This is a genomic window from Ensifer adhaerens (genome assembly GCF_002940685.1).
Taxonomy (GTDB): Bacteria; Pseudomonadota; Alphaproteobacteria; order Rhizobiales; family Rhizobiaceae; genus Ensifer; species Ensifer adhaerens_E.
This window is the reverse complement of the sequence record NZ_PNFP01000009.1, coordinates 51,131-74,186: the sequence shown is the minus strand read 5'-3', so window position 1 is coordinate 74,186 and position 23,056 is coordinate 51,131. Positions and strand designations below refer to the sequence as shown.

The following is a 23,056-nucleotide window of genomic DNA, read 5'->3' as shown; positions in this document are numbered from 1 at the left end:
AGTATCATGGACGCTTTCGTTTCGACCTATGTCTGGCCCGCGATCATCATGGTCGCCCAGTCGCTGCTGCTCCTGGTCGCGCTGCTGCTTTTCATCGCCTACATTCTGCTCGCCGACCGTAAGATCTGGGCTGCAGTTCAGCTCCGCCGTGGTCCGAATGTGGTAGGCCCCTGGGGACTTTTCCAGTCCTTCGCCGACCTTTTGAAGTTCGTCTTCAAGGAACCGGTGATCCCGGCCGGCGCCAACAAGGCGATCTTCCTGCTCGCACCGCTCGTTTCCGTGACGCTGGCGCTCGCCGCCTGGGCGGTGATCCCGCTCAACGCCGGATGGGTGATCGCAAACATCAACGTCGGCATCCTCTTCGTGTTCGCCATATCTTCTCTTGAAGTTTATGGCATCATCATGGGCGGCTGGGCGTCGAACTCCAAGTATCCCTTCCTCGGCGCGCTTCGTTCTGCAGCACAGATGGTTTCCTACGAAGTCTCGATCGGCTTCGTCATCGTCACCGTTCTGCTCTGCGTCGGCTCGCTGAACCTGACGGACATCGTCAACGCCCAGTCCACGGGCATCGGTACGAACCTCGGCCTGCCGGCGTCGTTCCTCGACTGGCATTGGCTGGCGCTGTTCCCGATGTTCATCGTGTTCTTCATTTCGGCGCTGGCCGAAACGAACCGCCCGCCCTTCGACCTGCCGGAAGCCGAATCCGAACTCGTCGCCGGCTTCATGGTTGAGTACGGCTCCACGCCCTACATGATGTTCATGCTCGGCGAATATGCCGCCATCTGCCTGATGTGCGCGCTGACGACGATCCTCTTCCTCGGCGGCTGGCTGCCTCCGGTCGACGTCTGGTTCCTCAACTGGGTCCCCGGCATCATCTGGTTCGTGCTCAAGGCATCCTTCGTGTTCTTCATGTTCGCGATGGTGAAGGCTTTCGTTCCGCGTTACCGCTACGACCAGCTGATGCGTCTCGGCTGGAAGGTCTTCCTGCCGATCTCTCTCGCAATGGTCGTGATCACTGCGTTCGTTCTCAAGCTGACGGGAGCCGCATGACGATGGCTTACGTTTGGCAGCATACCGCCGGTCGCTCCCAGGCCGGCAACTCTGGAGGTAAATGATGGCCGGTCTTTCGCAAGCCGTCAGCTCGCTGTTCCTGAAGGAATTCGTCGGCGCTTTCTTTCTGTCGATGCGCTATTTCTTCAAGCCGAAGGCAACGTTGAACTACCCCTTCGAAAAGGGCCCGGTCAGCCCTCGCTTCCGTGGCGAGCATGCGCTGCGCCGCTATCCGAACGGTGAAGAGCGTTGCATCGCCTGCAAGCTGTGCGAGGCGATCTGTCCTGCACAGGCCATCACCATCGAAGCCGGCCCGCGCCGCAACGACGGCACCCGCCGCACGGTGCGCTACGACATCGACATGGTGAAGTGCATCTATTGCGGTTTCTGCCAGGAAGCCTGTCCGGTCGATGCCATCGTCGAGGGCCCGAACTTCGAGTTCGCCACCGAGACGCGCGAAGAGCTTTACTACGACAAGGACAAGCTCCTCGCCAACGGTGACCGTTGGGAACGGGAAATCGCACGTAACATCGCAATGGACTCGCCCTATCGCTGAGGCCATTGCGTAGCGCCGCCCCGGGGAGGGCGGTGCATGTGACATAGGTTTGGGCAACGGCCGGACGCGTGTCCGGCTTTGCCTGTGGAGTGGGGCCAAAAGCGCCTCACGCCGTGCAAGACGAAGAAGGCACCGATCATGGGTCTGCAGGTTCTTTTTTTCTATCTCTTTGCCTTCATCGCGGTGGCGTCGGCATTCATGGTCATTGCGGCCAGGAACCCGGTTTATTCGGTTCTGTTCCTGATCCTGACCTTCTTTAACTCGGCAGGCCTGTTCCTGCTGACCGGCGCCGAATTCCTCGCGATGATCCTGCTGGTCGTTTATGTCGGCGCGGTCGCGGTGCTCTTCCTGTTCGTGGTCATGATGCTCGACATCGACTTTGCGGAACTTCGCGCCGGCGTACTCGAATATGCACCGGTTGGCGCTCTGATCGGTCTGATCCTGGCCGCCGAACTCATCATCGTGGTGGGCGGCGCGACGTTTTCGCCGGAAATCGCCAAGGCGGTCTCGATGCCAATCCCGGCCGTCACCGAGCGGACGAACACGGCAGCCCTCGGCGACGTGCTCTATACCCACTACGTCTACTTCTTCCAGATCGCCGGCCTGGTCCTGCTCGTCGCCATGATCGGCGCCATCGTGCTGACGCTGCGCCACCGCGAAAACATCAAGCGCCAGAACATCCCGCAGCAGGTTGCCCGCACGCCTGAGACCGCCGTCGAAGTGGTCACGGTCAAGCCGGGCCAGGGCATCTAAGTCGGACGCGAGATCGAGGAACAAAAAAATGGAAATCGGAATTTCCCACTATCTCACCGTCAGCGCCATCCTGTTCACGCTGGGCGTCTTCGGCATCTTCCTGAACCGGAAGAACGTCATCGTCATCCTGATGTCGGTCGAACTCATTCTTCTCGCGGTCAACATCAACATGGTCGCCTTCTCGGCGTTCCTGAACGATATCACTGGCCAGGTCTTTGCCCTGTTCATCCTGACCGTCGCGGCTGCGGAAGCGGCCATCGGACTTGCAATTCTCGTCGTCTTCTACCGCAACCGCGGCTCGATCGCTGTTGAAGACGTCAACATGATGAAGGGCTGATTGGGCTATGGATACCATCATCAAGGCTATCGTTTTCCTGCCTTTGATCGGCTTTCTGATCGCCGGCCTCTTCGGTAATTCGATCGGCGCCAAGGCATCGGAATATGTCACCAGCGGTCTGATGATCATCGCCGCTGCGCTCTCCTGGTACGTCTTCTTCGACGTCGCCATGGGCCACCAGGAAATGATCAAGGTTTCGGTGCTGCGCTGGATCCAGTCCGGCACCTTCGATGTCGAATGGGCGTTCCGCGTCGATACGCTGACCTCGGTCATGTTCGTGGTCGTCAATACGGTGTCGACGCTCGTGCATGTCTATTCGATCGGCTACATGCACCACGATCCGCATCGTCCGCGCTTCTTCGCCTACCTGTCGCTCTTCACCTTCGCGATGTTGATGCTCATCACCTCGGACAACCTGGTGCAGATGTTCTTCGGCTGGGAAGGCGTGGGTCTCGCGTCCTACCTGCTCATCGGCTTCTGGTACAAGAAGCCGTCGGCCAACGCCGCCGCGATGAAGGCCTTCATCGTCAACCGCGTCGGCGACTTCGGCTTCGCGCTCGGCATCTTCCTCGTCTTCGTGCTGTTCGGCTCGGTCAACCTGGAAACGATCTTCGCTGCTGCCAAGACTTATCTGCCGGCCGAAGGTGCCGGAGCAGGGGAGGCGGTCGTCACCCTGTTCGGCATGCACCTCGACAAGGCTGATGCCATCACCGCCGCATCGCTGCTGCTCTTCATGGGCGCGATGGGCAAGTCGGCGCAGTTCCTGCTGCACACCTGGCTTCCGGACGCCATGGAAGGCCCGACCCCGGTTTCGGCCCTTATCCATGCCGCAACCATGGTCACCGCCGGCGTCTTCCTCGTCGCCCGCATGTCGCCGCTGTTCGAGCTGTCGCCGGATGCGCTGACCGTCGTCACCATCATCGGTGCGATCACCGCCTTCTTCGCCGCGACCGTCGGTCTCGTGCAGAACGACATCAAGCGCGTCATCGCCTATTCGACCTGCTCGCAGCTCGGCTACATGTTCGTGGCACTGGGCGTCGGCGCCTATGGCGCGGCGATCTTCCACCTGTTCACGCACGCCTTCTTCAAGGCTCTACTGTTCTTGGGCGCCGGTTCGGTCATCCACGCCGTCGATGGCGAGCAGGACATGCGCTACATGGGCGGTCTTCGGAAGCACATTCCGGTCACCTACTGGATGATGTTCATCGGCACGATCGCACTGACCGGCGTCGGTATTCCGGGCGTTATCGGCACGGCGGGCTTCTACTCGAAGGACGCGATCATCGAGTCGACCTTCGCGTCGCATAGCGTCGTTTCCGGCTTTGCCTTCACGCTGCTGGTGATCGCCGCTCTCTTCACCAGCTTCTACTCCTGGCGTCTGACTTTCATGACCTTCCACGGCAAGCCGCGTGCTTCCTCCGATGTCATGCATCACGTCCATGAATCGCCGCAGGTGATGCTGGTCCCGCTCTACATCCTTGGCGTCGGCGCCATTGCTGCCGGCTATTTCTTCCACGACCACTTCTTCGGCGAAGGTTATGCCGAGTTCTGGAAGGGCGCGCTGTTCACCTCGGCGGAAAACGAAATCCTGCATGAGTACCACCACGTACCGCTGTGGGTTAAGTGGAGCCCGTTCTGCGCCATGGCGCTCGGCCTCTTCACCGCCTGGTACATGTATATCCGCCGGCCGGAACTGCCGAAGTATCTGGCAGAACAGCACCGCGGCCTCTACCAGTTCCTCTTGAACAAGTGGTACTTCGACGAGCTCTACGACTTCCTGTTCGTACGCCCGGCCAAGTGGCTCGGCACCTTCCTGTGGAAGGAAGGCGACGGTCGCGTGATCGACGGCTACGGCCCGAACGGCATTGCCGCACGCGTGATGAACGTCACTGACCGCGTCGTCCGCCTGCAGACTGGTTACCTCTATCACTACGCGTTCGCGATGCTGATTGGCATTGCCGCGCTCGTTACTTGGATGATGTTCAGGAGTTCCTTCTGATGACCGATTGGCCCGTACTTTCCGCGGTCACCTTCATGCCGCTCGTCGGCGTCCTGCTTCTCTTGCTCACAAGGGAAGACAGCGCCTACGGCCGCCGGAACATCCTGAACGTTTCGCTGCTGACGACGATCTTCACCTTCGCGGTGTCGGTCTACATCTGGTACCAGTTCGATTCCTCGAACCCGGGCTTCCAGATGATCGAGAAGCACGAGTGGCTCGGCACCGGCATTTCCTACCATCTCGGTATCGATGGCATCTCGATGCTGTTCGTCGTGCTGTCGGCCTTCCTCATGCCGTTCTGCGTGCTCGCAAGCTGGCTGTCGATCGAGAAGCGCCTGAAGGCCTACATGATCGCGTTCCTCGTTCTGGAAACGTTCATGATCGGCGTCTTCGTGTCGCTCGACATCGTGCTCTTCTACGTGTTCTTCGAAGCCGGCCTCATCCCGATGTTCCTCATCATCGGTGTCTGGGGCGGCAAGGATCGCGTCTACGCCAGCTACAAGTTCTTCCTCTATACGCTGCTCGGCTCGGTGCTGATGCTGCTCGCGATCATGGCGATGTACTGGCAGGCCGGTACGACCGATATCACGCAGCTGCTGGCCTATAACTTCCCGCGTCAGATGCAGACCTGGCTGTGGCTCGCCTTCTTCGCCTCCTTTGCGGTGAAGATGCCGATGTGGCCGGTCCATACCTGGCTTCCGGACGCACACGTTCAGGCGCCGACGGCAGGCTCGGTCATCCTGGCCGGCGTTCTCCTGAAGCTCGGGGGCTACGGCTTCCTGCGCTTCTCGCTGCCGATGTTCCCGCTGGCATCAGATTACTTCGCGCCGTTCGTCTTCACGCTTTCGGTCGTCGCCATCATCTACACCTCGCTGGTGGCGCTGATGCAGACCGACATCAAGAAGCTGATCGCCTATTCGTCCGTTGCGCACATGGGCTATGTGACGATGGGTATCTTTGCCGCCAACGTTCAGGGCGTGCAGGGTGCGATCTTCCAGATGCTGTCGCACGGCATCGTCTCCGGCGCGCTCTTCCTTTGCGTCGGCGTTGTCTATGACCGTCTGCACACCCGCGAAATCGCGGCCTATGGCGGCCTCGTCAACAACATGCCTAAATATGCCGTCGCCTTCATGGTGTTCACCATGGCGAACGTCGGCCTGCCGGGCACGTCCAGCTTCGTTGGTGAAGTGCTGACGCTCGTCGGTGCGTTCCGCGCCAACACCTGGGTTGCGCTCTTTGCGACCTCCGGCGTGATCCTGTCGGCCGCCTACGCGCTCTGGCTCTATCGCCGGGTCGTGTTCGGCGCGCTGGAGAAGGAAAGCCTGAAGTCGCTGCTCGATCTGTCGGCGCGCGAAAAGGCCATTCTTTATCCGCTGGTGATCCTGACGATCTTCTTCGGCGTCTACCCGGCACCGATCTTCGATGCGACCGCGGCCTCCGTGGATCTGCTCGTCAACAACTACTCCGCAGCCCTGCAGGCAGCGCAAAACGTTGCGCTTTCGGTGCAATGACCACAGGACGTGATTGGACATGACTGCTGAAACCCTCCTTGCAAGCCTGCAACTCTCGATCCCCGAGCTGATCCTCGCGGTCGGCGCGATGGCCTTGCTGATGATTGGCGTGTTTTCCGGCGAAAAGTCGGCGTCGACGGTCACCGGTCTTGCGGTTGCCCTTCTGATCATCGCCGGTCTCTGGCTCGTGCTGAAGACCGGCGAAGGGGCGGCCTATAACGGCGCCTTCCTTTCCGACCCCTTCGCCAAGTTCATGAAGGTGCTGGCGCTGATCGGCTCCATCACCGCCCTGGTGATGACCGTCGGCCATGCGCGCTCCGCCCAGATCGACCGTTTCGAGTTCCCGGTGCTCCTGGTGCTGGCGACGCTCGGCATGCTCCTGATGATCTCGGCCAACGACCTGATTTCGCTCTACCTGTCGCTGGAACTGCAGTCGCTCGCGCTCTATGTCGTCGCCGCCATCAACCGTGACAGCATCCGCTCGACGGAAGCCGGCCTGAAGTATTTCGTGCTCGGCGCGCTGTCCTCGGGCATGCTGCTCTACGGCATGTCGCTGATCTACGGCTTCACCGGCCACACCGGCTTTACCGAGATCGCTGCCGCACTGACGGCGGAAGGCCGTTCGCTCGGCCTGATCTTCGGCCTCGTCTTCGTGCTCGCCGGTCTCGCCTTCAAGATCTCGGCCGTGCCGTTCCACATGTGGACGCCGGACGTCTATGAAGGTGCGCCGACGCCGGTCACCGCCTTCTTCGCGGCAGCACCGAAGGTTGCCGCCATGGCGATCCTCGTGCGCATTGTCATCAATGCCTTCGAGCCCGTCGTTGCCGACTGGCAGCAGATCATTGTCTTCATCTCGATCGCGTCGATGCTGCTCGGTTCCTTCGCGGCGATCGGCCAGAAGAACATCAAGCGCCTGATGGCCTATTCCTCGATCGGTCACATGGGCTACGCCCTGGTCGGTCTTGCTGCCGGCTCCATGGCGGGTGTGCGCGGTGTGCTGCTCTACATGCTCATCTACATGGTCATGACGCTTGGCACCTTCGCCTGCATCCTGGCGATGCGCCGCAAGGAAGGCGAAAACGTCGAGAACGTCGACGACCTCGCCGGTCTCTCGCAGACCAACCCCTTCATGGCGACCGTGCTGACCGTTCTAATGTTCTCGCTCGCCGGCATCCCGCCGATGGCAGGCTTCTTCGGGAAGTACTTCGTCTTCATGGCGGCGATCGAAGCCCAGCTCTATGCGCTCGCCATCATCGGCGTTCTCGCATCCGTCGTCGGCGCCTACTACTACCTGCGCGTCATCAAGGTGATGTGGTTCGACGATGCCAAGGGCGAGTTCGCCCGCACCGCCGGTGAACTGCGGCTGGTGTTCGGTCTCTCGGGCCTGTTCGTTCTCGGATACGTCCTGATCGGCGGACCGCTCGGAAACGCCGCTGAAGTCGCGGCGCGGACCTTCTTTTGATCGCCCTTGAAAGCGGCGGCCGGATTTCGCTCGACGATTTCCGGCACGTCGCTCTCGATGCGGTCGGGTCGACCAACAGCGAATGCCTGGCGCGGGCGCGCCAGGGCGACCCGGGCAATCTCTGGGTGACGGCCGTCAGGCAGACCGGCGGGCGCGGCCGTCGCGGCCGGGCATGGTTCTCCGAACCTGGCAATCTCTACGCTTCGCTTCTCCTCATCGAACCGGCGCCGGTCGAGCACCTGCATTCTCTGCCGCTTGCCGTAGCCGTCGCCGTCCACCGGGCAATCCGCCAGGTGATGCCGCCTGGTTCGGCACCCGTGGAGATCAAGTGGCCGAACGATATCCTGATCGACGGCAAGAAGACCTGCGGCATCCTGCTCGAAGGCGAAAACCTTGCCGACGGACGCCGGGCGCTGGTCATCGGCTGCGGCATCAACATTGCCGTCGAGCCGGATGAAGCCCTTTATCCGGTGACGTCGCTGGCGAAGGAGGGGGCTGCGGTCTCGCCGGACGAACTGTTCGCGCGGCTGTTCCTGACGATGGCGGAGACTTTGGCGCTCTGGGACCGGGGCGCAGGCATCGCCGCAACGATCGCACAGTGGCGGGCAGCCGCCCGCGGCATCGGCGAAGCGATAACAGTGAACCTGCCGGACCGATCGCTTTCGGGGCGCTTTGCCGGTATTGATGAGGCCGGGCGATTGTTGCTCGATACCGGCTCGGGCACGATGCAGGCGATTGCCGCCGGCGACGTATTTTTCGGATAATCTTTAGAACAAGGGCGCATCACGATATGGCGCAAGAAGAAGAACTGGTGTTCTTGCCGCTCGGCGGCGTCGGCGAAATCGGCATGAATCTGGGCCTTTACGGCTACGGACGGCCGGGAAGCCGCCAATGGATCATGGTCGATTGCGGCGTCACCTTTCCGGGACCGGAGCTTCCGGGCGTGGATCTGGTTCTCGCAGACATCAGCTTCCTGGCGGAAGAGCGCCGCAATCTCAAGGGCATCATCATCACCCACGCCCATGAGGACCACTACGGCGGCCTGAACGATCTTTGGCCGGGCCTCAACGTGCCGGTCTACGCCTCGCCGTTTACGGCGGGCATGCTCGAAGCCAAGCGTGACTTCGAGAAAAGCCGTGGCGAAATCCCCGTGACGATCTTCAAGCAGGGTGACCGCATCAATGTCGGTCCGTTCGAGATCGAGGCGGTTGGCGTCAATCACTCCATCCCCGAGCCGATGTCGCTCATCATTCGCACCCCCGTTGGCACCGTCGTTCATACCGGCGACTGGAAGATCGATCTTCAGCCGTCGCTCGGACCCTTGACCGACGAGGCGCGCTTCCGCCAGATCGGCGACGAGGGCGTGCTGGCGCTGGTCTGCGATTCCACCAACGCGATGCGTGACGGCGTTTCGCCGTCGGAGCAGGAAGTCTCCGAAAGCCTGACGAAGATCATCGCCAACGCCGAGGGGCGGGTCGCCATCACGACGTTCTCTTCGAATGTCGGCCGCATCCGCTCGATCGCCGAGGCGGCTGAAGAAGCGGGCAGGGATGTGCTTTTGCTCGGTAGCTCGATGAAGCGGGTCGTCGCCGTCGCTGCTGACCTCGGACTGATGGAAGGCATCAAGCCGTTCCTGGCCGAAGACGAGTTCGGCTATGTGCCGCGCGACAAGGTCGTGGTCATCCTGACGGGTAGCCAGGGCGAGCCGCGGGCAGCACTTGCCAAGATCGCCCGAGACGAGATGCGCAACGTCGCTTTCTCTGCCGGCGATACGGTCGTGTTTTCATCGCGTACGATCCCCGGCAACGAGAAGGCGATAAACGACATCAAGAACGGCCTTGTCGAACAGGGCATCCACATCATTACCGACAGCGAGGCGCTTGTGCACGTGTCCGGTCACCCGCGCCGCACGGAGCTGCAGCAGATGTATCAGTGGCTGCGGCCGCAGATTCTCGTGCCTGTTCATGGCGAGGCGGCGCATCTGACGGCGCATGGGGAACTCGGCCGCCAATCCGGCATCGCCAGCGTGCCGCGGCTTCGAAACGGCGAGATGCTGCGCCTGGCCCCGGGGCCAGCCGAGGTGATCGACGAAGTGCCGCACGGCCGCATCTACAAGGACGGCAGCCTCATCGGCGATTTCGAGGAAATGGGCATTGGCGAGCGCCGCAAGCTCTCCTTTGCCGGCCATGTCGCGGTCAACGTCGTTCTCGACAGCCGCTACGACTTCCTCGGAGATCCGGATATCGTCGCGATCGGTCTGCCGGAATTCGACGACGAGGGCGAGGACATGGAGGATACGCTCTATGACGCCGTGCTCGGCGCCGTCGAGAGCATTCCGCGTGCCAAGCGCAAGGATTTGGCGATGCTGCAGGAGGCGGTCCGCCGCGCCGTTCGCAGCACCGCCAACCAAATCTGGGGCAAGAAGCCGATCGTCACGGTGTTTGTCACCAAAGTCTGATTGGCGCGCCGCCAGCGGCCATGTAAGCGGAACCGGACGTTATCGCGGGAGGATCGCCATGCTCGGACGAGTGAACCATATCGCCATCGCCGTGCCGGACCTTGCCGTCGCCGCGGAAAGCTATCGTGCGACGCTCGGGGCTTCGGTCACGGCGCCGCAGGCTTTGCCCGAACACGGCGTGACCGTGGTGTTCGTGACGCTTGCCAACACCAAGGTCGAGCTGCTGGAGCCGCTTGGTGAAGGCTCGCCGATCGCGGCTTTCCTGGCGAAGAACCCCTCGGGCGGAATGCATCACATCTGCTACGAGGTGGAGAACATCCTGTCGGCGCGCGACGCACTGCGTGCCGCGGGAGCCCGGGTGCTGGGCGATGGCGAGCCTAAGATCGGCGCGCACGGCAAGCCCGTGCTCTTCCTGCACCCCAAGGATTTCCAGGGAACACTGATCGAACTTGAAGAGGTGTGACAGTTGATCGCGCGGGCGCCGTTTGTGTGAAAGGGCCGGCGGCGCTATAAGGCGGGCAGAATGTCGCGGACGTCGTGGCGAAATGCGCTGTTGGCCGCCTTGCCGATCGCCCTCATCCGGAGCTGAGAATGTCGCTTTTTTCGAGCTTTGCCATCTACTTCATCATCTGGTGGATTACGCTTTTTGCCGTATTGCCCCTGGGCGTCCGCACCCAGGCCGAAGAAAACAGCGTCGTTCCGGGCAGTGTCGAGAGCGCGCCGGCACGGTTCAACGCCAAACGCGTCGTGCTTTTGACGACGGTGATTGCGGCCGTCATTCAACTTGCCTGGTACATCGTCTCCGTGAGGCTCGGCTACGGCATCGATTCCATTCCGCGTTTCTACCCCAAATTCTATTGATACGTTCATTGGGGCTGCCGCGCGGTGGCTGTTTTCCTTGCGACATATTCTGCGGGATTTGACGGGGGATGCCCTTGCCTTGACAGGGCCCTGCACGCGCTGCGGACAAAACCCGAGCAATTGCAGGATTGACCGCCGTGAAATTGACATAGTTCAATTTTTGAAAGTGCTTCGCACAAGCGCCGCTTGCTGAAAAGCAAAAAAAAACAAGGCTGAAAGCCTTGTTTTTCAAGTTTCGCGTGATCTTTAATCCGTTTCCGGCGGCAGCGACTAGGCGCGCCTAAGATCTTATCCTCCCAAGACTTGACCGCGAAAGTCGGCAAGAATTTAGTCTTCATGCCTGTTTTGTGAGCCGAAACTAGCCCAAACATTGGGCGCTGTCATCCTGTTTTTTTGCATTTTTGCTACAGTCGAGTAAAATATTCCCGTTGACAATTCCTGTCGTAATCTTGTTACTAGCGTGCTCTTTTGACGCAGGAGCGGCGTCGCATTCCCCCTCAAAATCCGTGGCTGCCTTCTCTGTCCGTGACAACGGAGAGCAGGGTTTTCTTCCGCCTGCGAAGCAGCTATGAACGCAAGGCTCATAAAGGTTCCTGCCGGCTCCGCTGGCGATGGAAAACGAAAGAGCCCGACCCGAGAAGCAGCGGTCGCCTTTACCATCAAAAGGTGAGCCGGCATCTAAGCTCAACGTCATTTCGCCCGAATCCGCCGATAGTGCGACGTTCATCAAGTTCTGGAACCCGTTATGCGCCTGTCCCGCTTTTTCATGCCCATCCTCAAGGAAAACCCTAAGGAAGCGGAAATCGTTTCCCACCGCCTCATGCTCCGCACGGGCATGATCCGGCAGCAATCCTCGGGCATCTATACCTGGCTGCCACTGGGCAAGCGGGTTCTCGACAAGGTCAATGCGATCATCCGCGAGGAGCAGAACCGCTCCGGCGCGGTCGAACTCCTGATGCCGACGCTCCAGTCCGCCGAGTTGTGGCAGGAGAGCGGGCGCTACGACGCCTATGGCAGGGAGATGCTGCGCATCAAGGACCGCCAGGACCGGCCGATGCTTTACGGTCCGACGAACGAGGAAATGATCACGGACGTCTTCCGCTCCTACGTGAAGTCCTACCGCGATCTGCCGCTCAACCTCTATCATATCCAGCTGAAGTTCCGCGACGAGATCCGTCCGCGCTTCGGCACCATGCGCTCGCGCGAATTCCTGATGAAGGATGCCTATTCCTTCGATCTCGACCGGGAAGGGGCCGAGCACGCCTATAACCGGATGTTCGCCGCTTACCTGCGCACCTTTGCGCGCATGGGGCTGCGCGCCATTCCGATGCGCGCCGATACCGGCCCGATCGGCGGCAACCTCAGCCACGAGTTCATCATTCTCGCCGACACCGGCGAATCCGAGGTCTTCTGCCACAAGGACTTCCTCGGCTTCGACATTCCGGGCGAAGAAACCAACTTCGATGACGTTGCCGGCCTGAAGGCGATCTTCGACAAGTGGACGTCGCGTTATGCCGCGACGTCGGAAATGCACGACGAGGCAGCCTTCAATGCGGTCGCCGAAGGCGACCGACTGTCCGCCCGCGGCATCGAAGTCGGCCATATCTTCTATTTCGGCACCAAGTACTCCGAAGCCATGGGCGCCAAGGTTCTCGGCCCCGACGGCAAGGAGCACGCCGTGCACATGGGCTCCTACGGCATCGGTCCGACCCGCCTCGTGCCGGCAATCATCGAAGCCTCGCATGACGACAATGGCATCATCTGGCCGAAGTCGATCGCGCCGTTCGATGGCGTCATCATCAACATGAAGGCGGGTGACGCCGCTTGCGACGGCGCATGCGAGACGCTCTACTCCGAGCTCGGCAAGGCCGGATTCGATGCCCTGCTCGACGACCGCGACGACCGTGCCGGTGCGAAATTCGCAACGGCCGATCTGATCGGGGTTCCGGTCCAGATCATCGTCGGGCCGCGTTCGATCGCCAATGGCGAAGTCGAGGTCAAGGATCGCAAGACCGGCGAGCGCGAGACCATGACCGTCGAAGCTGCGATCAACAAGCTGATCGCAACGAAGTAATGAGGCGAGGGAAGGCAGGATGACCGCCGTGGTGCAAGATCAGGTGCAGGCTGCAGTGCAGCCTGAAAAGTCCTCCAGCCGACCCTTTTCCGCCTTCGAGCGCATGGTGGCGTGGCGCTACCTGCGCTCGCGGCGCAAGGAAGCCTTCATTTCGGTGATCGCCGGCTTCTCCTTCATCGGCATCATGCTCGGTGTGGCGACGCTGATCATCGTCATGGCCGTGATGAACGGCTTCCGCACCGAGCTCATCTCCCGCATTCTCGGCATCAACGGCCACATGATCGTGCAGCCGATCGACGGGCCGCTGAACAACTATGCCGAGCTGGCGACCAAGTTTTCGGGTGTCAAGGGCGTGACCATGGCGATCCCGATGGTCGAGGGCCAGGTCCTGGCTCAAGGCATCGGTGACAGCTCCACGGGCGCGCTGGTGCGCGGCATCCGCGCCGACGACCTGAGCAAGATGAAGTCGGTCTCCGACCATATCCAGTCCGGCGATCTCGTCGGCTTTGCCGCCGGTTCCGGCGTGGCGATCGGCTCGCGCATGGCCGAGCAGCTCGGCATTCAGGTCGGTGGCACGATCACGCTGACCTCGCCTAACGGCGATGTCACGCCGCTCGGCATGAACCCGCGCGTCAAGGCCTACACCGTCTCGGCGATCTACGAGATCGGCATGTCGGAATATGACGCGACGATCCTCTTCATGCCGCTCGAGGAAGCGCAGCTTTTCTTCAACGCCGAAGGGCTTGTGCAATCGATCGAGATCTTCGTCGAGCACCCCGATGTCGTCGAAGAACTGCGCCAGCCGATCGAGGATGCGGCCGGACGGCAGATCTTCATCACCGACTGGCGTGACCGCAACAAGACGTTCTTCTCGGCGCTCCAGGTCGAGCGCAACGTGATGTTCATGATCCTGACGCTGATCGTGCTGGTCGCGGCGCTGAATATCATCTCCGGCCTGATCATGCTGGTGAAGGACAAGGGCAGCGACATCGCGATCCTGAGAACAATGGGCGCGACCTCAGGCTCGGTGATGCGCATCTTCTTCATGACGGGTGCAGCGATCGGTGTGGCCGGAACGGTCGCCGGCGTGGCGCTCGGTGTCGTCGTCTGCCTCAACATCGAATCCATCCGCCAGTTCTTCTCCTGGATTTCGGGAACGACGCTGTTCAGCCCCGAACTTTATTTCCTCAGCCAGCTTCCGGCCGACATGAACGCCGACGAGACAGCACTCGTCATCGTCATGGCGCTCACCCTTTCCTTCCTCGCCACGATCTTCCCGGCCTGGCGCGCCTCGCGCCTCGATCCGGTGCAGGCCCTGCGTTACGAATGACAAGGACACATCTTAAATGAATGCGCGCGTGGCACTGCAGCTTTCCGGCGTCGAGCGACACTATGGCGAAGGCGAGACGTTTCTTTCCATCCTCAAGGGGGCGGATTTCACGCTGAAAAGCGGGGAGACCGTGGCGCTGGTGGCGCCGTCGGGAACCGGCAAGTCGACGCTGCTGCATGTCGCGGGGCTTCTGGAACGTCCCGACGGCGGCGAGGTGCTGGTCAACGGCGTCTCCTGTGGCGACCTCAACGACGACCGGCGCACTGCGATCCGCCGCAACGAGATCGGTTTCGTCTACCAGTTCCATCACCTGTTGCCTGAGTTCTCGGCGCTCGAGAACATCATGATGCCTCAACTGATCGCCGGCCTGCCCAAGGCGGAGGCCGCGGAACGGGCACGGGCGCTGCTCGACTACATGCGCATCGGCCACCGCGCCGATCACCGGCCCGCGGAACTTTCCGGCGGCGAGCAGCAGCGCGTGGCGATCGCACGCGCCGTTGCCAATGCGCCGCTGGTGCTGCTTGCCGACGAACCGACGGGCAACCTCGACCCGGAAACTGCCGGCTATGTCTTCGAGGCGCTGGAAGCGCTCGCCCGCCAGTCCGGGCTGGCGGCCCTGATCGCCACCCACAATCATGAGCTTGCGTCACTGATGGACCGCCGTGTGACGATCGAAGACGGCAAGGTCGTCGAGATGGCGTGATGGTCTGAGGCGAGGGAAGGCAGGATGACCGCCGAGGTGCAAGATCAGGTGCAGGCCGCAGCGCAGCCTGAAAAGTCCTCCAGCCGACCCTTTTCCGCCTTCGAGCGCATGGTTGCGTGGCGCTACCTGCGCTCGCGGCGCAAGGAAGCCTTCATCTCGGTGATCGCCGGTTTCTCCTTCATCGGCATCATGCTCGGTGTGGCGACGCTGATCATCGTCATGGCCGTGATGAACGGCTTCCGCACCGAGCTCATCTCCCGCATTCTCGGCATCAACGGCCACATGATCGTGCAGCCGATCGACGGGCCGCTGAACAACTATGCCGAGCTGGCGACCAGGTTTTCGGGCGTCAAGGGCGTGACCATGGCGATCCCGATGGTCGAGGGCCAGGTTCTGGCTCAAGGCATCGGTGACAGCTCCACGGGCGCGCTGGTGCGCGGCATCCGCGCCGACGACCTGAGCAAGATGAAGTCGGTCTCCGACCATATCCAGTCCGGCGATCTCGTCGGCTTTGCCGCCGGTTCCGGTGTGGCGATCGGCTCGCGCATGGCCGAGCAGCTCGGCATTCAGGTCGGCGGCACGATCACGCTGACCTCGCCCAACGGCGATGTCACGCCGCTCGGCATGAACCCGCGCGTCAAGGCCTACACCGTCTCGGCGATCTACGAGATCGGCATGTCGGAATATGACGCGACGATCCTCTTCATGCCGCTCGAGGAAGCGCAGCTTTTCTTCAACGCCGAAGGGCTGGTCCAGTCGATCGAGATCTTCGTCGAGCACCCCGATGTCGTCGAAGAACTGCGCCAGCCGATCGAGGATGCGGCCGGACGGCAGATCTTCATCACCGACTGGCGCGATCGCAACCAGACCTTCTTCTCGGTGCTCGATGTTCAGCGCAACGTGATGTTCATGATCCTGTCGCTGATCGTGCTGGTCGCGGCGCTGAACATCATTTCCGGCCTGATCATGCTGGTGAAGGACAAGGGCAGCGACATCGCGATCTTGAGAACGATGGGCGCGACCTCAGGCTCCGTGATGCGCATCTTCTTCATGGCCGGGGCTGCGATCGGTGTTGCCGGAACGGTCGCCGGCGTGGCGCTCGGCGTCGTCGTCTGCCTCAACATCGAATCCATCCGGCAGTTCTTTTCCTGGATCTCCGGAACGACGCTGTTCAGTCCGGAGCTCTATTTCCTCAACCAGCTTCCGGCCGACATGAACGCCGACGAGACAGCACTGGTCATCGTCATGGCGCTCACCCTTTCCTTCCTCGCCACGATCTTTCCGGGCTGGCGCGCCTCGCGCCTCGATCCGGTTCAGGCCCTTCGCTACGAATGACAAGAGCACAGATGATGTCGAGGTGGTGGAGGCAAGGCCGCCGCCTGATGATCGAGGACGGCAAGGACGTCGGGAAGACGTAGCCGCGGCCGCGGCCTCACCGATTGCCCGTCTTCACCGGCCGTCCGTAGCGCCTGGCGCCGGGTCTTGCCGTCATGGCTTGATCAGACCGCCGCGATAGTCGAGTTCGTAGGCTTCCTCGCCATCGACGAAGATGACCTCGTGCCCGGAAAAATGTGCGGTGTCGCCGCGGCTGTTGTCGATGTAGTAGCCATGGGCGTGCCGAAACTCAGTGCCACCGAGAAAGTGCCGCTTCTCCTGGTACATGGCCTGCAGCGCAGCCTTGATGACGAGGCCCGCCTTTTCCCCGTCGATGAGATCAGGACGAATGATCCGACCGAAATAGTTCATCGCCCAGTGCGGCGCGCCATCGTGCCAAACGGTCTCCTGTCCTGCGAAGTCCGTCCCGCCGAAATAGCTGTCGAGGTAGCGCCAGCGATCCCGCTCATAGCCGATGTCGTGGGAGCCTGGGCGTGACGACGAGCGTCGCCCGCCACCGCCGACATAGGTGTTTGATTTGGCTTCGACGATGAAGTCCCTGAGTGGCCCGAGCGCGGTCATGATTGTTCCCTATATGTTCACGCAGAAGGATGTCGCGATCCGACGCGGTTGTAAAGAACAAATGAGAAACATTACTCGGTTATTGCAGGCCGCAGGCTTTCTGGCCGCGATCGTCGGACCAGTCCTTGAGAAGCACGAGCTCGCCTTTGGTGGCCACTGGCCTGTCGTTGGTCTTGCCCTTGCCCGTCAGAACGTTGAGGTCGCATTGCGACGTGTTGTCCGGATCGAGCGTATCGTAGGACGCGTAGGTGTAGCCGGCGACCACGAATTCGAAATTCCGATAGGCGACCGTCAGTTTCTGTTCCCAGCGATCCCGTCCGACGGCGTCGTTGTGGCTGGTGATGAGCAGCGAGCCGCTCGGCAATGCCGCAATCGACGGCGCCTGTCCGGCGAGCGCGAACTGACCCCAAACCTTGTTCGCAATGGCCGATTTCAAGGTGAGCGCGCCATCGTCGCCAGCGAGGTAAAGGTAGACGCCGTTGTCCTCATCACTGCCTTCGGCGGGCCGCACGATGAGCGCGAGATCCGGGCTGCCGTCCTTGTTCCAGTCGCCGGTTGCGGCGGAGACGATGCGGGCAGGGTCGATCGCCTCCGCCGCAGAGGCGACGGCCGGAAGCAGGAGCAGCAATGGGAGAATGAGGCGTGCAGTCATGTCGGAACGCTCCGCGTGGTTGTTCCTCTTGATAGGCGGGCGTAGCACTTTCCTCAAGCGGCTTCCTCGTCAGTTAACCTGCATTCGGGCGTCGTGTTAACCATCGTGAACAGAACACCTGTGGTTGACTTGACGCGTGAACAAAAATGGAACAAAGTAAAAACATAACGGAAAAGGAGCCATGTTATGACGGATTTTGTTCGTGACCTCGCCGCCTTCGCTTCGATGAGCCTGTTCATCGCAAGCATCTCATTCATCGCGCTCGGCCTCTGAGGCCGCGCCAATATCTCCTCTCAGTCACCCTCCGTAAAAGCGCCTCGTCCCCGTTGAATAAGGGGGACGACATGTCAGGGCAAACTGGACATGGCGGGCGATAAACGGGATATCCTTCCGGCTGGACAGGAATCAGGGTGCGACAATGGCAGACGACAGCAAGGCAGCATCGAGTGAGGCGCTCGGCACGGATCCGCAGTTCGTGCATCTGCGCGTCCACTCCGCCTTCTCCTTGCTTGAAGGCGCCCTGCCGCTGAAGAAGGTTATCGGCAAGGCGGTCGCCGACAACCAGCCGGCGATCGGGATCGCCGACACCAACAATCTCTTTGCCGCCCTCGAGTTTTCGCAGAAGGCGGCCGGTGACGGGCTACAGCCGATCACCGGCTGCCAGTTGTCGATCGACATGGAAGACGAGACCGAGGGTGATCGGCGCGGCCATGGGCATCAGCTCGTAAAGCTGCCGTCGATCGTGCTGATTGCTGCGACGGATGACGGCTACACGCGCCTCGTAGACCTCGTCAGCCGCGCCTATCTCAGCGGCGAGAGCAGTCAGGCGACGCGCATCACCCGCTCCTGGCTTGCCGAGTGCGGCACCGAAGGCTTGATCGCGCTGACCGGCGCATCCGGCGGCCCGGTGGATATCGCCTTGAAGGCCGGCTCGACGGCGCTCGCCGAAACCCGCCTCGAAGCCTTGCACGATCTCTTCGGCGATCGGCTCTACATCGAGCTGCAGCGCCATGGCGGCTACGACCGGCGGCACGAGAGCCGGATCATTGACCTAGCCTACAAGTTCGACATTCCGCTTGTTGCCACCAATGAAGCCTTCTTCCCGTCGCCCTCCGACTATGACGCGCATGACGCGCTGATGGCGGTCGCGCACAACGCTATGGTTTCGGACGACAGCCGGTTCCGGCTGACGCCGGACCACTATCTGAAGAGCCGCAAGGAAATGGCGGCGCTGTTTGCCGATCTGCCCGAGGCGCTGGAAAATACGCTCGAGATTGCCCGGCGCTGCTCCTTCATGCTGAAGACCCGCGGGCCGATCCTGCCGCGTTTTACCGGTGCGACGGCGGATCCGGAGGAGGCCGAGCGCGCCGAGTCGGACGAACTGCGTCGCCAGGCGGAGGAAGGCCTCGAAGACCGTCTCGCGAGACTCGGCATGGCGCCCGGCTACACCGAAGAGGAATACCGCGAGCGCCTGGCCTTCGAACTCAGCGTCATCGAGCGCATGAAGTTCCCCGGCTACTTCCTGATCGTTGCCGACTTCATCAAATGGGCCAAGCAGCACGATATCCCCGTCGGGCCGGGCCGTGGTTCGGGCGCAGGTTCGCTCGTCGCCTATGCGCTGACGATCACCGACGTCGATCCTATGCGCTTTTCGCTGCTGTTCGAGCGCTTCCTCAATCCCGAGCGCGTCTCGATGCCCGACTTCGACATCGACTTCTGCCAGGACCGGCGCGAAGAGGTGATCCGCTACGTGCAGCGCAAGTATGGTCGCGAGCAGGTGGCGCAGATCATCACTTTCGGTTCGCTGCAGGCGCGCGCCGCATTGCGCGACGTCGGTCGCGTCCTGGAAATGCCCTATGGCCAGGTCGACAAGATCTGCAAGCTGGTGCCCAACAATCCGGCCAATCCGACACCGCTCTCCAAGGCCATCGAGGAAGAACCACGCCTGCAGGAGGAGGCCGAGAAGGAGCCGGTCGTCGCCCGCCTTCTCGATATCGCCCAGAAGATCGAAGGTCTCTACCGCCACGCCTCGACCCACGCCGCCGGCATCGTGATCGGCGACCGGCCGCTGTCGCAGCTGGTACCGATGTATCGCGATCCGCGCTCCGACATGCCGGTTACCCAGTTCAACATGAAGTGGGTGGAGCAGGCGGGCCTCGTCAAGTTCGACTTCCTCGGCCTGAAGACGCTGACGGTGCTGAAAGTCGCCGTCGACTTCGTCAAGCGGCGCGGCATCGAGGTCGATCTCGCAAGCATTCCGCTCGACGATCCGAAGACCTACGAGATGCTGTCGCGCGGCGAAACGGTCGGCGTGTTCCAGGTGGAAAGTGCCGGCATGCGCAAGGCGCTGATCGGCATGCGGCCCGACTGTATCGAGGACATCATCGCGCTGGTGGCGCTCTACCGCCCGGGCCCGATGGAGAACATTCCGGTCTACAACGCCCGCAAGCACGGCGAGGAGGAGGTCGAGTCGATCCATCCGAAGATCGACCATCTGCTGAAGGAAACGCAGGGCGTTATCGTCTACCAGGAGCAGGTGATGCAGATCGCCCAGGTGCTCTCGGGCTATTCGCTCGGCGAAGCCGATCTTCTGCGCCGCGCCATGGGTAAGAAGATCAAGGAGGAAATGGACAAGCAGCGCGCCCGTTTCGTCGACGGCGCCGTCAAGAACGAGGTATCGAAACCACAGGCCGACCTCATCTTCGACCTGCTCGCCAAGTTCGCCAACTACGGCTTCAACAAGTCGCACGCGGCGGCCTATGCCATCGTGTCCTACCAGACCGCCTACATGAAGGCGCACTATCCGGTCGAGTTTCTGGCGGCGTCCATGACGCTCGACATGTCCAACACCGAAAAGGTCAACGACTTCCGCCAGGACGCCAAGCGCCTGGGCATCGAGGTGATCGCCCCGTCAGTGCAAACCTCGTTCCGGCACTTCCAGACCGGCGAAAACCGCATCTACTATTCGCTCGCGGCGATCAAGGGCGTGGGCGAATCGGCGGTCGAGCACATCGTCGAGGTCCGAGGCGACAAGGTCTTTGCAAGCCTTGAGGACTTCTGCCTCCGGATCGATCCGAAGCTGCTCAACCGCCGCGTCTTTGAAAGCCTGATCGCCGCCGGCGCCTTCGACTGCTTCGGCTACGACCGGGCGGAACTGGTTGGCGGCCTCGATCGCATCCTCGGATTTGCCCAGCGCGCCCAGGAAAACAAGACGAGCGGGCAGAGCGACATGTTCGGCGCCGGAGCCGCGACCGGGCCCGAGCGTATCGCGCTTCCGACCTATACGCCTTGGCTTGCTTCGGAGAAATTGCACCGCGAGTTCCAGGTGCTCGGCTTCTATCTCTCCGCCCATCCGCTCGACACCTACAACGCGCTGCTTGCCAAGATGCGTGTGCAGACCTTCGGCGATTTCGCTGGCGCGGTGAAGAAGGGGGCGACCGCCGGAAGGCTCGCAGGCACGGTAACCTCGAAGCAGGAGCGCAAGACGCGCACCGGCAACAAGATGGGCATCATTGCCTTTTCCGATTCGTCCGGCCAGTTCGAGGCGGTGCTGTTTTCCGAGATGCTGCACCAGTATCGAGATCTGCTGGAGCCCGGCAAATCGCTGGTCATGACGGTGGCTGCCGAGGAACGGCCGGAAGGCATCGGCCTGCGCATCCAGACGCTGCGCTCGCTGGAAGAAGAATCGCTGCAACTGCAGAAGGCGCTGCGCGTCTATGTGCGCGATTCCGGGCCGCTGAAGTCGATCGCCTCGCACTTGAACACGAGGGGCGACGGCCTCGTCTCCTTCATCGTCATCAAGGACAATGGCCAGCGCGAGATCGAGGTGGAACTGAGCGAGAAGTTCCGGATTTCGCCGGAGATCGCTGCAGCACTGCGCTCGGCGCCGGGCGTCATCGACGTCGAGCTGGTCTGATCCGGACGGGTCTCCGCTGAATTGCAGCGGAGCGGCGACTGGCCAGGCTTGGAACCAGGCGATCGCCGACGGAAAGCGCCGTGCGCTGTTTGCCGGCCTTGCGAAGTTCAGTCGCCGGGCCGCGCCCGGGTGATGGTGATGAAATCGGTGCCCTGGCCGGTCTCAAGCCCGCTTTCCATATCGGCGATCGAGAGCGACGAGCCCTCGGCGAGCAATCCTTCCACGCGCTTGCGGACATCGTCAGATATCGTCATGCGCGCAAGCGTGCGCTGGATGCCGTTATAGGCGAAAGGATCGGCCTCCATGGAGATGCCGAGCCGCTTTTTCGTCGAGGCGGCCAGGTGGTTTTCAAGCGAGACGCCGAACCATTTGCCTTCGGCGCCTTCCTCTTCGTTGTGCCGGAACTGGAGAAAATGCGTCCCGAGCGCTTCTTCCGGCTTGTCGATCGTGATCCCGGCCTCAAAGAGCGGCTTGAACCCTTGCCGCACGAGGATCTTGCCGTTTTGCGGCGGCGTGCGTCCGGCCTTGCGCAGCAGCCTGTCGGTCAATTCCGGCGTCAGCTTGCCGTCCCCGTCGAGACCTTCGCTTGCCTGGAAGGCGCGCAGCGCCGCAATCGTCGCCGGTCCCGCATGGCCGTCGATCGCACCGGGCGCGTAGCCGAGGAAATCAAGGGAAGTCTGAACCTCGCGCATGGTGTCGCGGGCGTCGCTGCGCGTGATCAGGATGCGGATCGGCTCTTCCGTGGACCTGGCCGAATTGGCACCGCCCGTCGGCTCCCTCATCGCCACTTCCACCGGTGTATCGCCGGCCTGGCTGATCGCGGGCCTCAGCGGCACGTCTGAAAGCGGTGGCTGGAGATCGATCGGGGCCGGGCGAAAGAGCAGGGCGCTCTTGACCTCTGATGGCGCTATGTGCCGGTCCGAAATCAGCACATGGACGCCGCGCTCGGTCATCTTGTAGAGCGAGGCGGCAAAGGCGCTCGGCAGGCGCACGCAGCCATGCGAGGCGGGGTATTCGGGCACGTGATTGGAGCCGTGCAGCGCGATACCGGACCACGTCAGCCGCTGCATGAACGGCATCGGCGCATTCGAGTAGATGTTCGATTTGTGATGGCGCCGCTTTTCCAGGATCGAGAAGATGCCCGATGGCGTCGTGTGGCCGGCCTTTCCGGTCGAGACGGGCGAGGTCGCGATCACCGCGTCGCCGTCATAGACGACGAGCGATTGCTGGTCCTTCGAGACGATGATCTGCAGCGGTCCGCGATTGCCCGCAAGGCCGGTGGCCGGCGACAGGAGCAGAGCGACGACGCTGGCGGTGAGAGCGAAACGCGATACCATACACTCAACCCAACACGTGACTTGGCGAACAAGCCTAGACTTCAATCTTTAAGGAATTCATCCAGATGCCGTGCAGGGGCGATCAAGCTTGCGTGATCGCC

General features: G+C 61.8%; 19 protein-coding genes. 16 read left to right on the top strand and 3 right to left on the bottom strand.

The features are described 5' to 3' along the window. Positions 1 to 6: 6 nt before the first annotated feature. From nuoH to C1A35_RS18270, 15 genes are all read left to right on the top strand, one after another. Complete coding sequence (gene nuoH, locus C1A35_RS18340) at positions 7 to 1,050, top strand: NADH-quinone oxidoreductase subunit NuoH (protein WP_104665712.1); 1,044 nt, start codon at positions 7 to 9, stop codon at positions 1,048 to 1,050. A 64-nt stretch (positions 1,051 to 1,114) separates the two neighbouring features. Next, complete coding sequence (gene nuoI / locus C1A35_RS18335) at positions 1,115 to 1,606, top strand: NADH-quinone oxidoreductase subunit NuoI (RefSeq protein ID WP_025426590.1); 492 nt, start codon at positions 1,115 to 1,117, stop codon at positions 1,604 to 1,606. Positions 1,607 to 1,744: 138 nt separating this feature from the next. After that, positions 1,745 to 2,359, top strand: a complete 615-nt coding sequence (locus C1A35_RS18330; RefSeq protein ID WP_104665711.1) for an NADH-quinone oxidoreductase subunit J — start codon at positions 1,745 to 1,747, stop codon at positions 2,357 to 2,359. 28 nt (positions 2,360 to 2,387) lie between these two features. After that, positions 2,388 to 2,696 (top strand): NADH-quinone oxidoreductase subunit NuoK, encoded by a 309-nt coding sequence (gene nuoK, locus C1A35_RS18325; RefSeq protein ID WP_034803568.1) that lies wholly within the window; start codon positions 2,388 to 2,390, stop codon positions 2,694 to 2,696. A 7-nt stretch (positions 2,697 to 2,703) separates the two neighbouring features. Continuing rightward, the gene (gene nuoL / locus C1A35_RS18320; RefSeq protein WP_104665710.1) at positions 2,704 to 4,695 is read left to right on the top strand and encodes an NADH-quinone oxidoreductase subunit L; all 1,992 of its coding nucleotides are present in this window, start codon (positions 2,704 to 2,706) and stop codon (positions 4,693 to 4,695) included. After that, positions 4,695 to 6,206: an NADH-quinone oxidoreductase subunit M gene (locus tag C1A35_RS18315; protein WP_104665709.1), complete on the top strand. Its 1,512-nt coding sequence runs from the start codon at positions 4,695 to 4,697 to the stop codon at positions 6,204 to 6,206. The genes nuoL and C1A35_RS18315 overlap by 1 nt, the downstream gene beginning before the upstream one ends. Positions 6,207 to 6,225: 19 nt before the next feature. Then, positions 6,226 to 7,668 (top strand): NADH-quinone oxidoreductase subunit NuoN, encoded by a 1,443-nt coding sequence (gene nuoN / locus C1A35_RS18310; protein WP_104665708.1) that lies wholly within the window; start codon positions 6,226 to 6,228, stop codon positions 7,666 to 7,668. Continuing rightward, positions 7,668 to 8,432: a biotin--[acetyl-CoA-carboxylase] ligase gene (locus C1A35_RS18305; RefSeq protein ID WP_199772976.1), complete on the top strand. Its 765-nt coding sequence runs from the start codon at positions 7,668 to 7,670 to the stop codon at positions 8,430 to 8,432. The genes nuoN and C1A35_RS18305 overlap by 1 nt, the downstream gene beginning before the upstream one ends. Before the next feature lie 26 nt (positions 8,433 to 8,458). Further along, positions 8,459 to 10,126 carry a ribonuclease J gene (locus C1A35_RS18300; protein ID WP_104665706.1) on the top strand — a complete coding sequence of 556 codons (1,668 nt, stop codon included), beginning with the start codon at positions 8,459 to 8,461 and terminating at the stop codon, positions 10,124 to 10,126. 58 nt (positions 10,127 to 10,184) lie between these two features. Next, positions 10,185 to 10,589, top strand: a complete 405-nt coding sequence (gene mce / locus C1A35_RS18295) for a methylmalonyl-CoA epimerase (protein ID WP_104665705.1) — start codon at positions 10,185 to 10,187, stop codon at positions 10,587 to 10,589. 128 nt (positions 10,590 to 10,717) lie between these two features. Next, entirely contained in the window at positions 10,718 to 10,987 is a 270-nt protein-coding gene (locus tag C1A35_RS18290) for a DUF1467 family protein (RefSeq protein WP_104665704.1), read from the top strand. 745 nt (positions 10,988 to 11,732) lie between these two features. Next, entirely contained in the window at positions 11,733 to 13,061 is a 1,329-nt protein-coding gene (proS, locus tag C1A35_RS18285; RefSeq protein WP_104665703.1) for a proline--tRNA ligase, read from the top strand. A gap of 19 nt (positions 13,062 to 13,080) precedes the next feature. Beyond that, positions 13,081 to 14,391 (top strand): lipoprotein-releasing ABC transporter permease subunit, encoded by a 1,311-nt coding sequence (locus C1A35_RS18280; protein ID WP_104665702.1) that lies wholly within the window; start codon positions 13,081 to 13,083, stop codon positions 14,389 to 14,391. 16 nt (positions 14,392 to 14,407) lie between these two features. Continuing rightward, positions 14,408 to 15,094, top strand: a complete 687-nt coding sequence (locus C1A35_RS18275) for an ABC transporter ATP-binding protein (RefSeq protein ID WP_104665701.1) — start codon at positions 14,408 to 14,410, stop codon at positions 15,092 to 15,094. A gap of 24 nt (positions 15,095 to 15,118) precedes the next feature. Continuing rightward, positions 15,119 to 16,429 (top strand): lipoprotein-releasing ABC transporter permease subunit, encoded by a 1,311-nt coding sequence (locus C1A35_RS18270; RefSeq protein WP_104665700.1) that lies wholly within the window; start codon positions 15,119 to 15,121, stop codon positions 16,427 to 16,429. A gap of 153 nt (positions 16,430 to 16,582) precedes the next feature. Here the strand turns inward: C1A35_RS18270 and C1A35_RS18265 are convergent, their stop codons facing one another. After that, a complete protein-coding gene (locus C1A35_RS18265; RefSeq protein WP_104665699.1) occupies positions 16,583 to 17,050 on the bottom strand; it encodes a DUF5680 domain-containing protein in 468 nt (155 codons plus the stop codon). 79 nt (positions 17,051 to 17,129) lie between these two features. Then, positions 17,130 to 17,702 carry a hypothetical protein gene (locus tag C1A35_RS18260; RefSeq protein ID WP_104665698.1) on the bottom strand — a complete coding sequence of 191 codons (573 nt, stop codon included), beginning with the start codon at positions 17,700 to 17,702 and terminating at the stop codon, positions 17,130 to 17,132. Between the two features lie 418 nt (positions 17,703 to 18,120). On the opposite strand from C1A35_RS18260, the gene dnaE reads away from it, so the two are divergent. Further along, positions 18,121 to 21,618: a DNA polymerase III subunit alpha gene (gene dnaE, locus C1A35_RS18255; protein ID WP_104665697.1), complete on the top strand. Its 3,498-nt coding sequence runs from the start codon at positions 18,121 to 18,123 to the stop codon at positions 21,616 to 21,618. A 107-nt stretch (positions 21,619 to 21,725) separates the two neighbouring features. Here the strand turns inward: dnaE and C1A35_RS18250 are convergent, their stop codons facing one another. Further along, a complete protein-coding gene (locus C1A35_RS18250) occupies positions 21,726 to 22,955 on the bottom strand; it encodes a L,D-transpeptidase family protein (RefSeq protein WP_104665696.1) in 1,230 nt (409 codons plus the stop codon). Positions 22,956 to 23,056: the final 101 nt, after the last annotated feature.

Bases quoted from the DNA above. Each gene is read 5' to 3' on its own strand.
- nuoH (WP_104665712.1), top strand. From the start codon at position 7: ATGGACGCTTTCGTTTCGACCTATGTCTGGCCCGCGATCATCATGGTC.
- nuoI (WP_025426590.1), top strand. From the start codon at position 1,115: ATGGCCGGTCTTTCGCAAGCCGTCAGCTCGCTGTTCCTGAAGGAATTC.
- C1A35_RS18330 (WP_104665711.1), top strand. From the start codon at position 1,745: ATGGGTCTGCAGGTTCTTTTTTTCTATCTCTTTGCCTTCATCGCGGTG.
- nuoK (WP_034803568.1), top strand. From the start codon at position 2,388: ATGGAAATCGGAATTTCCCACTATCTCACCGTCAGCGCCATCCTGTTC.
- nuoL (WP_104665710.1), top strand. From the start codon at position 2,704: ATGGATACCATCATCAAGGCTATCGTTTTCCTGCCTTTGATCGGCTTT.
- C1A35_RS18315 (WP_104665709.1), top strand. From the start codon at position 4,695: ATGACCGATTGGCCCGTACTTTCCGCGGTCACCTTCATGCCGCTCGTC.
- nuoN (WP_104665708.1), top strand. From the start codon at position 6,226: ATGACTGCTGAAACCCTCCTTGCAAGCCTGCAACTCTCGATCCCCGAG.
- C1A35_RS18300 (WP_104665706.1), top strand. From the start codon at position 8,459: ATGGCGCAAGAAGAAGAACTGGTGTTCTTGCCGCTCGGCGGCGTCGGC.
- mce (WP_104665705.1), top strand. From the start codon at position 10,185: ATGCTCGGACGAGTGAACCATATCGCCATCGCCGTGCCGGACCTTGCC.
- C1A35_RS18290 (WP_104665704.1), top strand. From the start codon at position 10,718: ATGTCGCTTTTTTCGAGCTTTGCCATCTACTTCATCATCTGGTGGATT.
- proS (WP_104665703.1), top strand. From the start codon at position 11,733: ATGCGCCTGTCCCGCTTTTTCATGCCCATCCTCAAGGAAAACCCTAAG.
- C1A35_RS18280 (WP_104665702.1), top strand. From the start codon at position 13,081: ATGACCGCCGTGGTGCAAGATCAGGTGCAGGCTGCAGTGCAGCCTGAA.
- C1A35_RS18275 (WP_104665701.1), top strand. From the start codon at position 14,408: ATGAATGCGCGCGTGGCACTGCAGCTTTCCGGCGTCGAGCGACACTAT.
- C1A35_RS18270 (WP_104665700.1), top strand. From the start codon at position 15,119: ATGACCGCCGAGGTGCAAGATCAGGTGCAGGCCGCAGCGCAGCCTGAA.
- C1A35_RS18265 (WP_104665699.1), bottom strand. From the start codon at position 17,050: ATGACCGCGCTCGGGCCACTCAGGGACTTCATCGTCGAAGCCAAATCA.
- C1A35_RS18260 (WP_104665698.1), bottom strand. From the start codon at position 17,702: ATGACTGCACGCCTCATTCTCCCATTGCTGCTCCTGCTTCCGGCCGTC.
- dnaE (WP_104665697.1), top strand. From the start codon at position 18,121: ATGGCAGACGACAGCAAGGCAGCATCGAGTGAGGCGCTCGGCACGGAT.
- C1A35_RS18250 (WP_104665696.1), bottom strand. From the start codon at position 22,955: ATGGTATCGCGTTTCGCTCTCACCGCCAGCGTCGTCGCTCTGCTCCTG.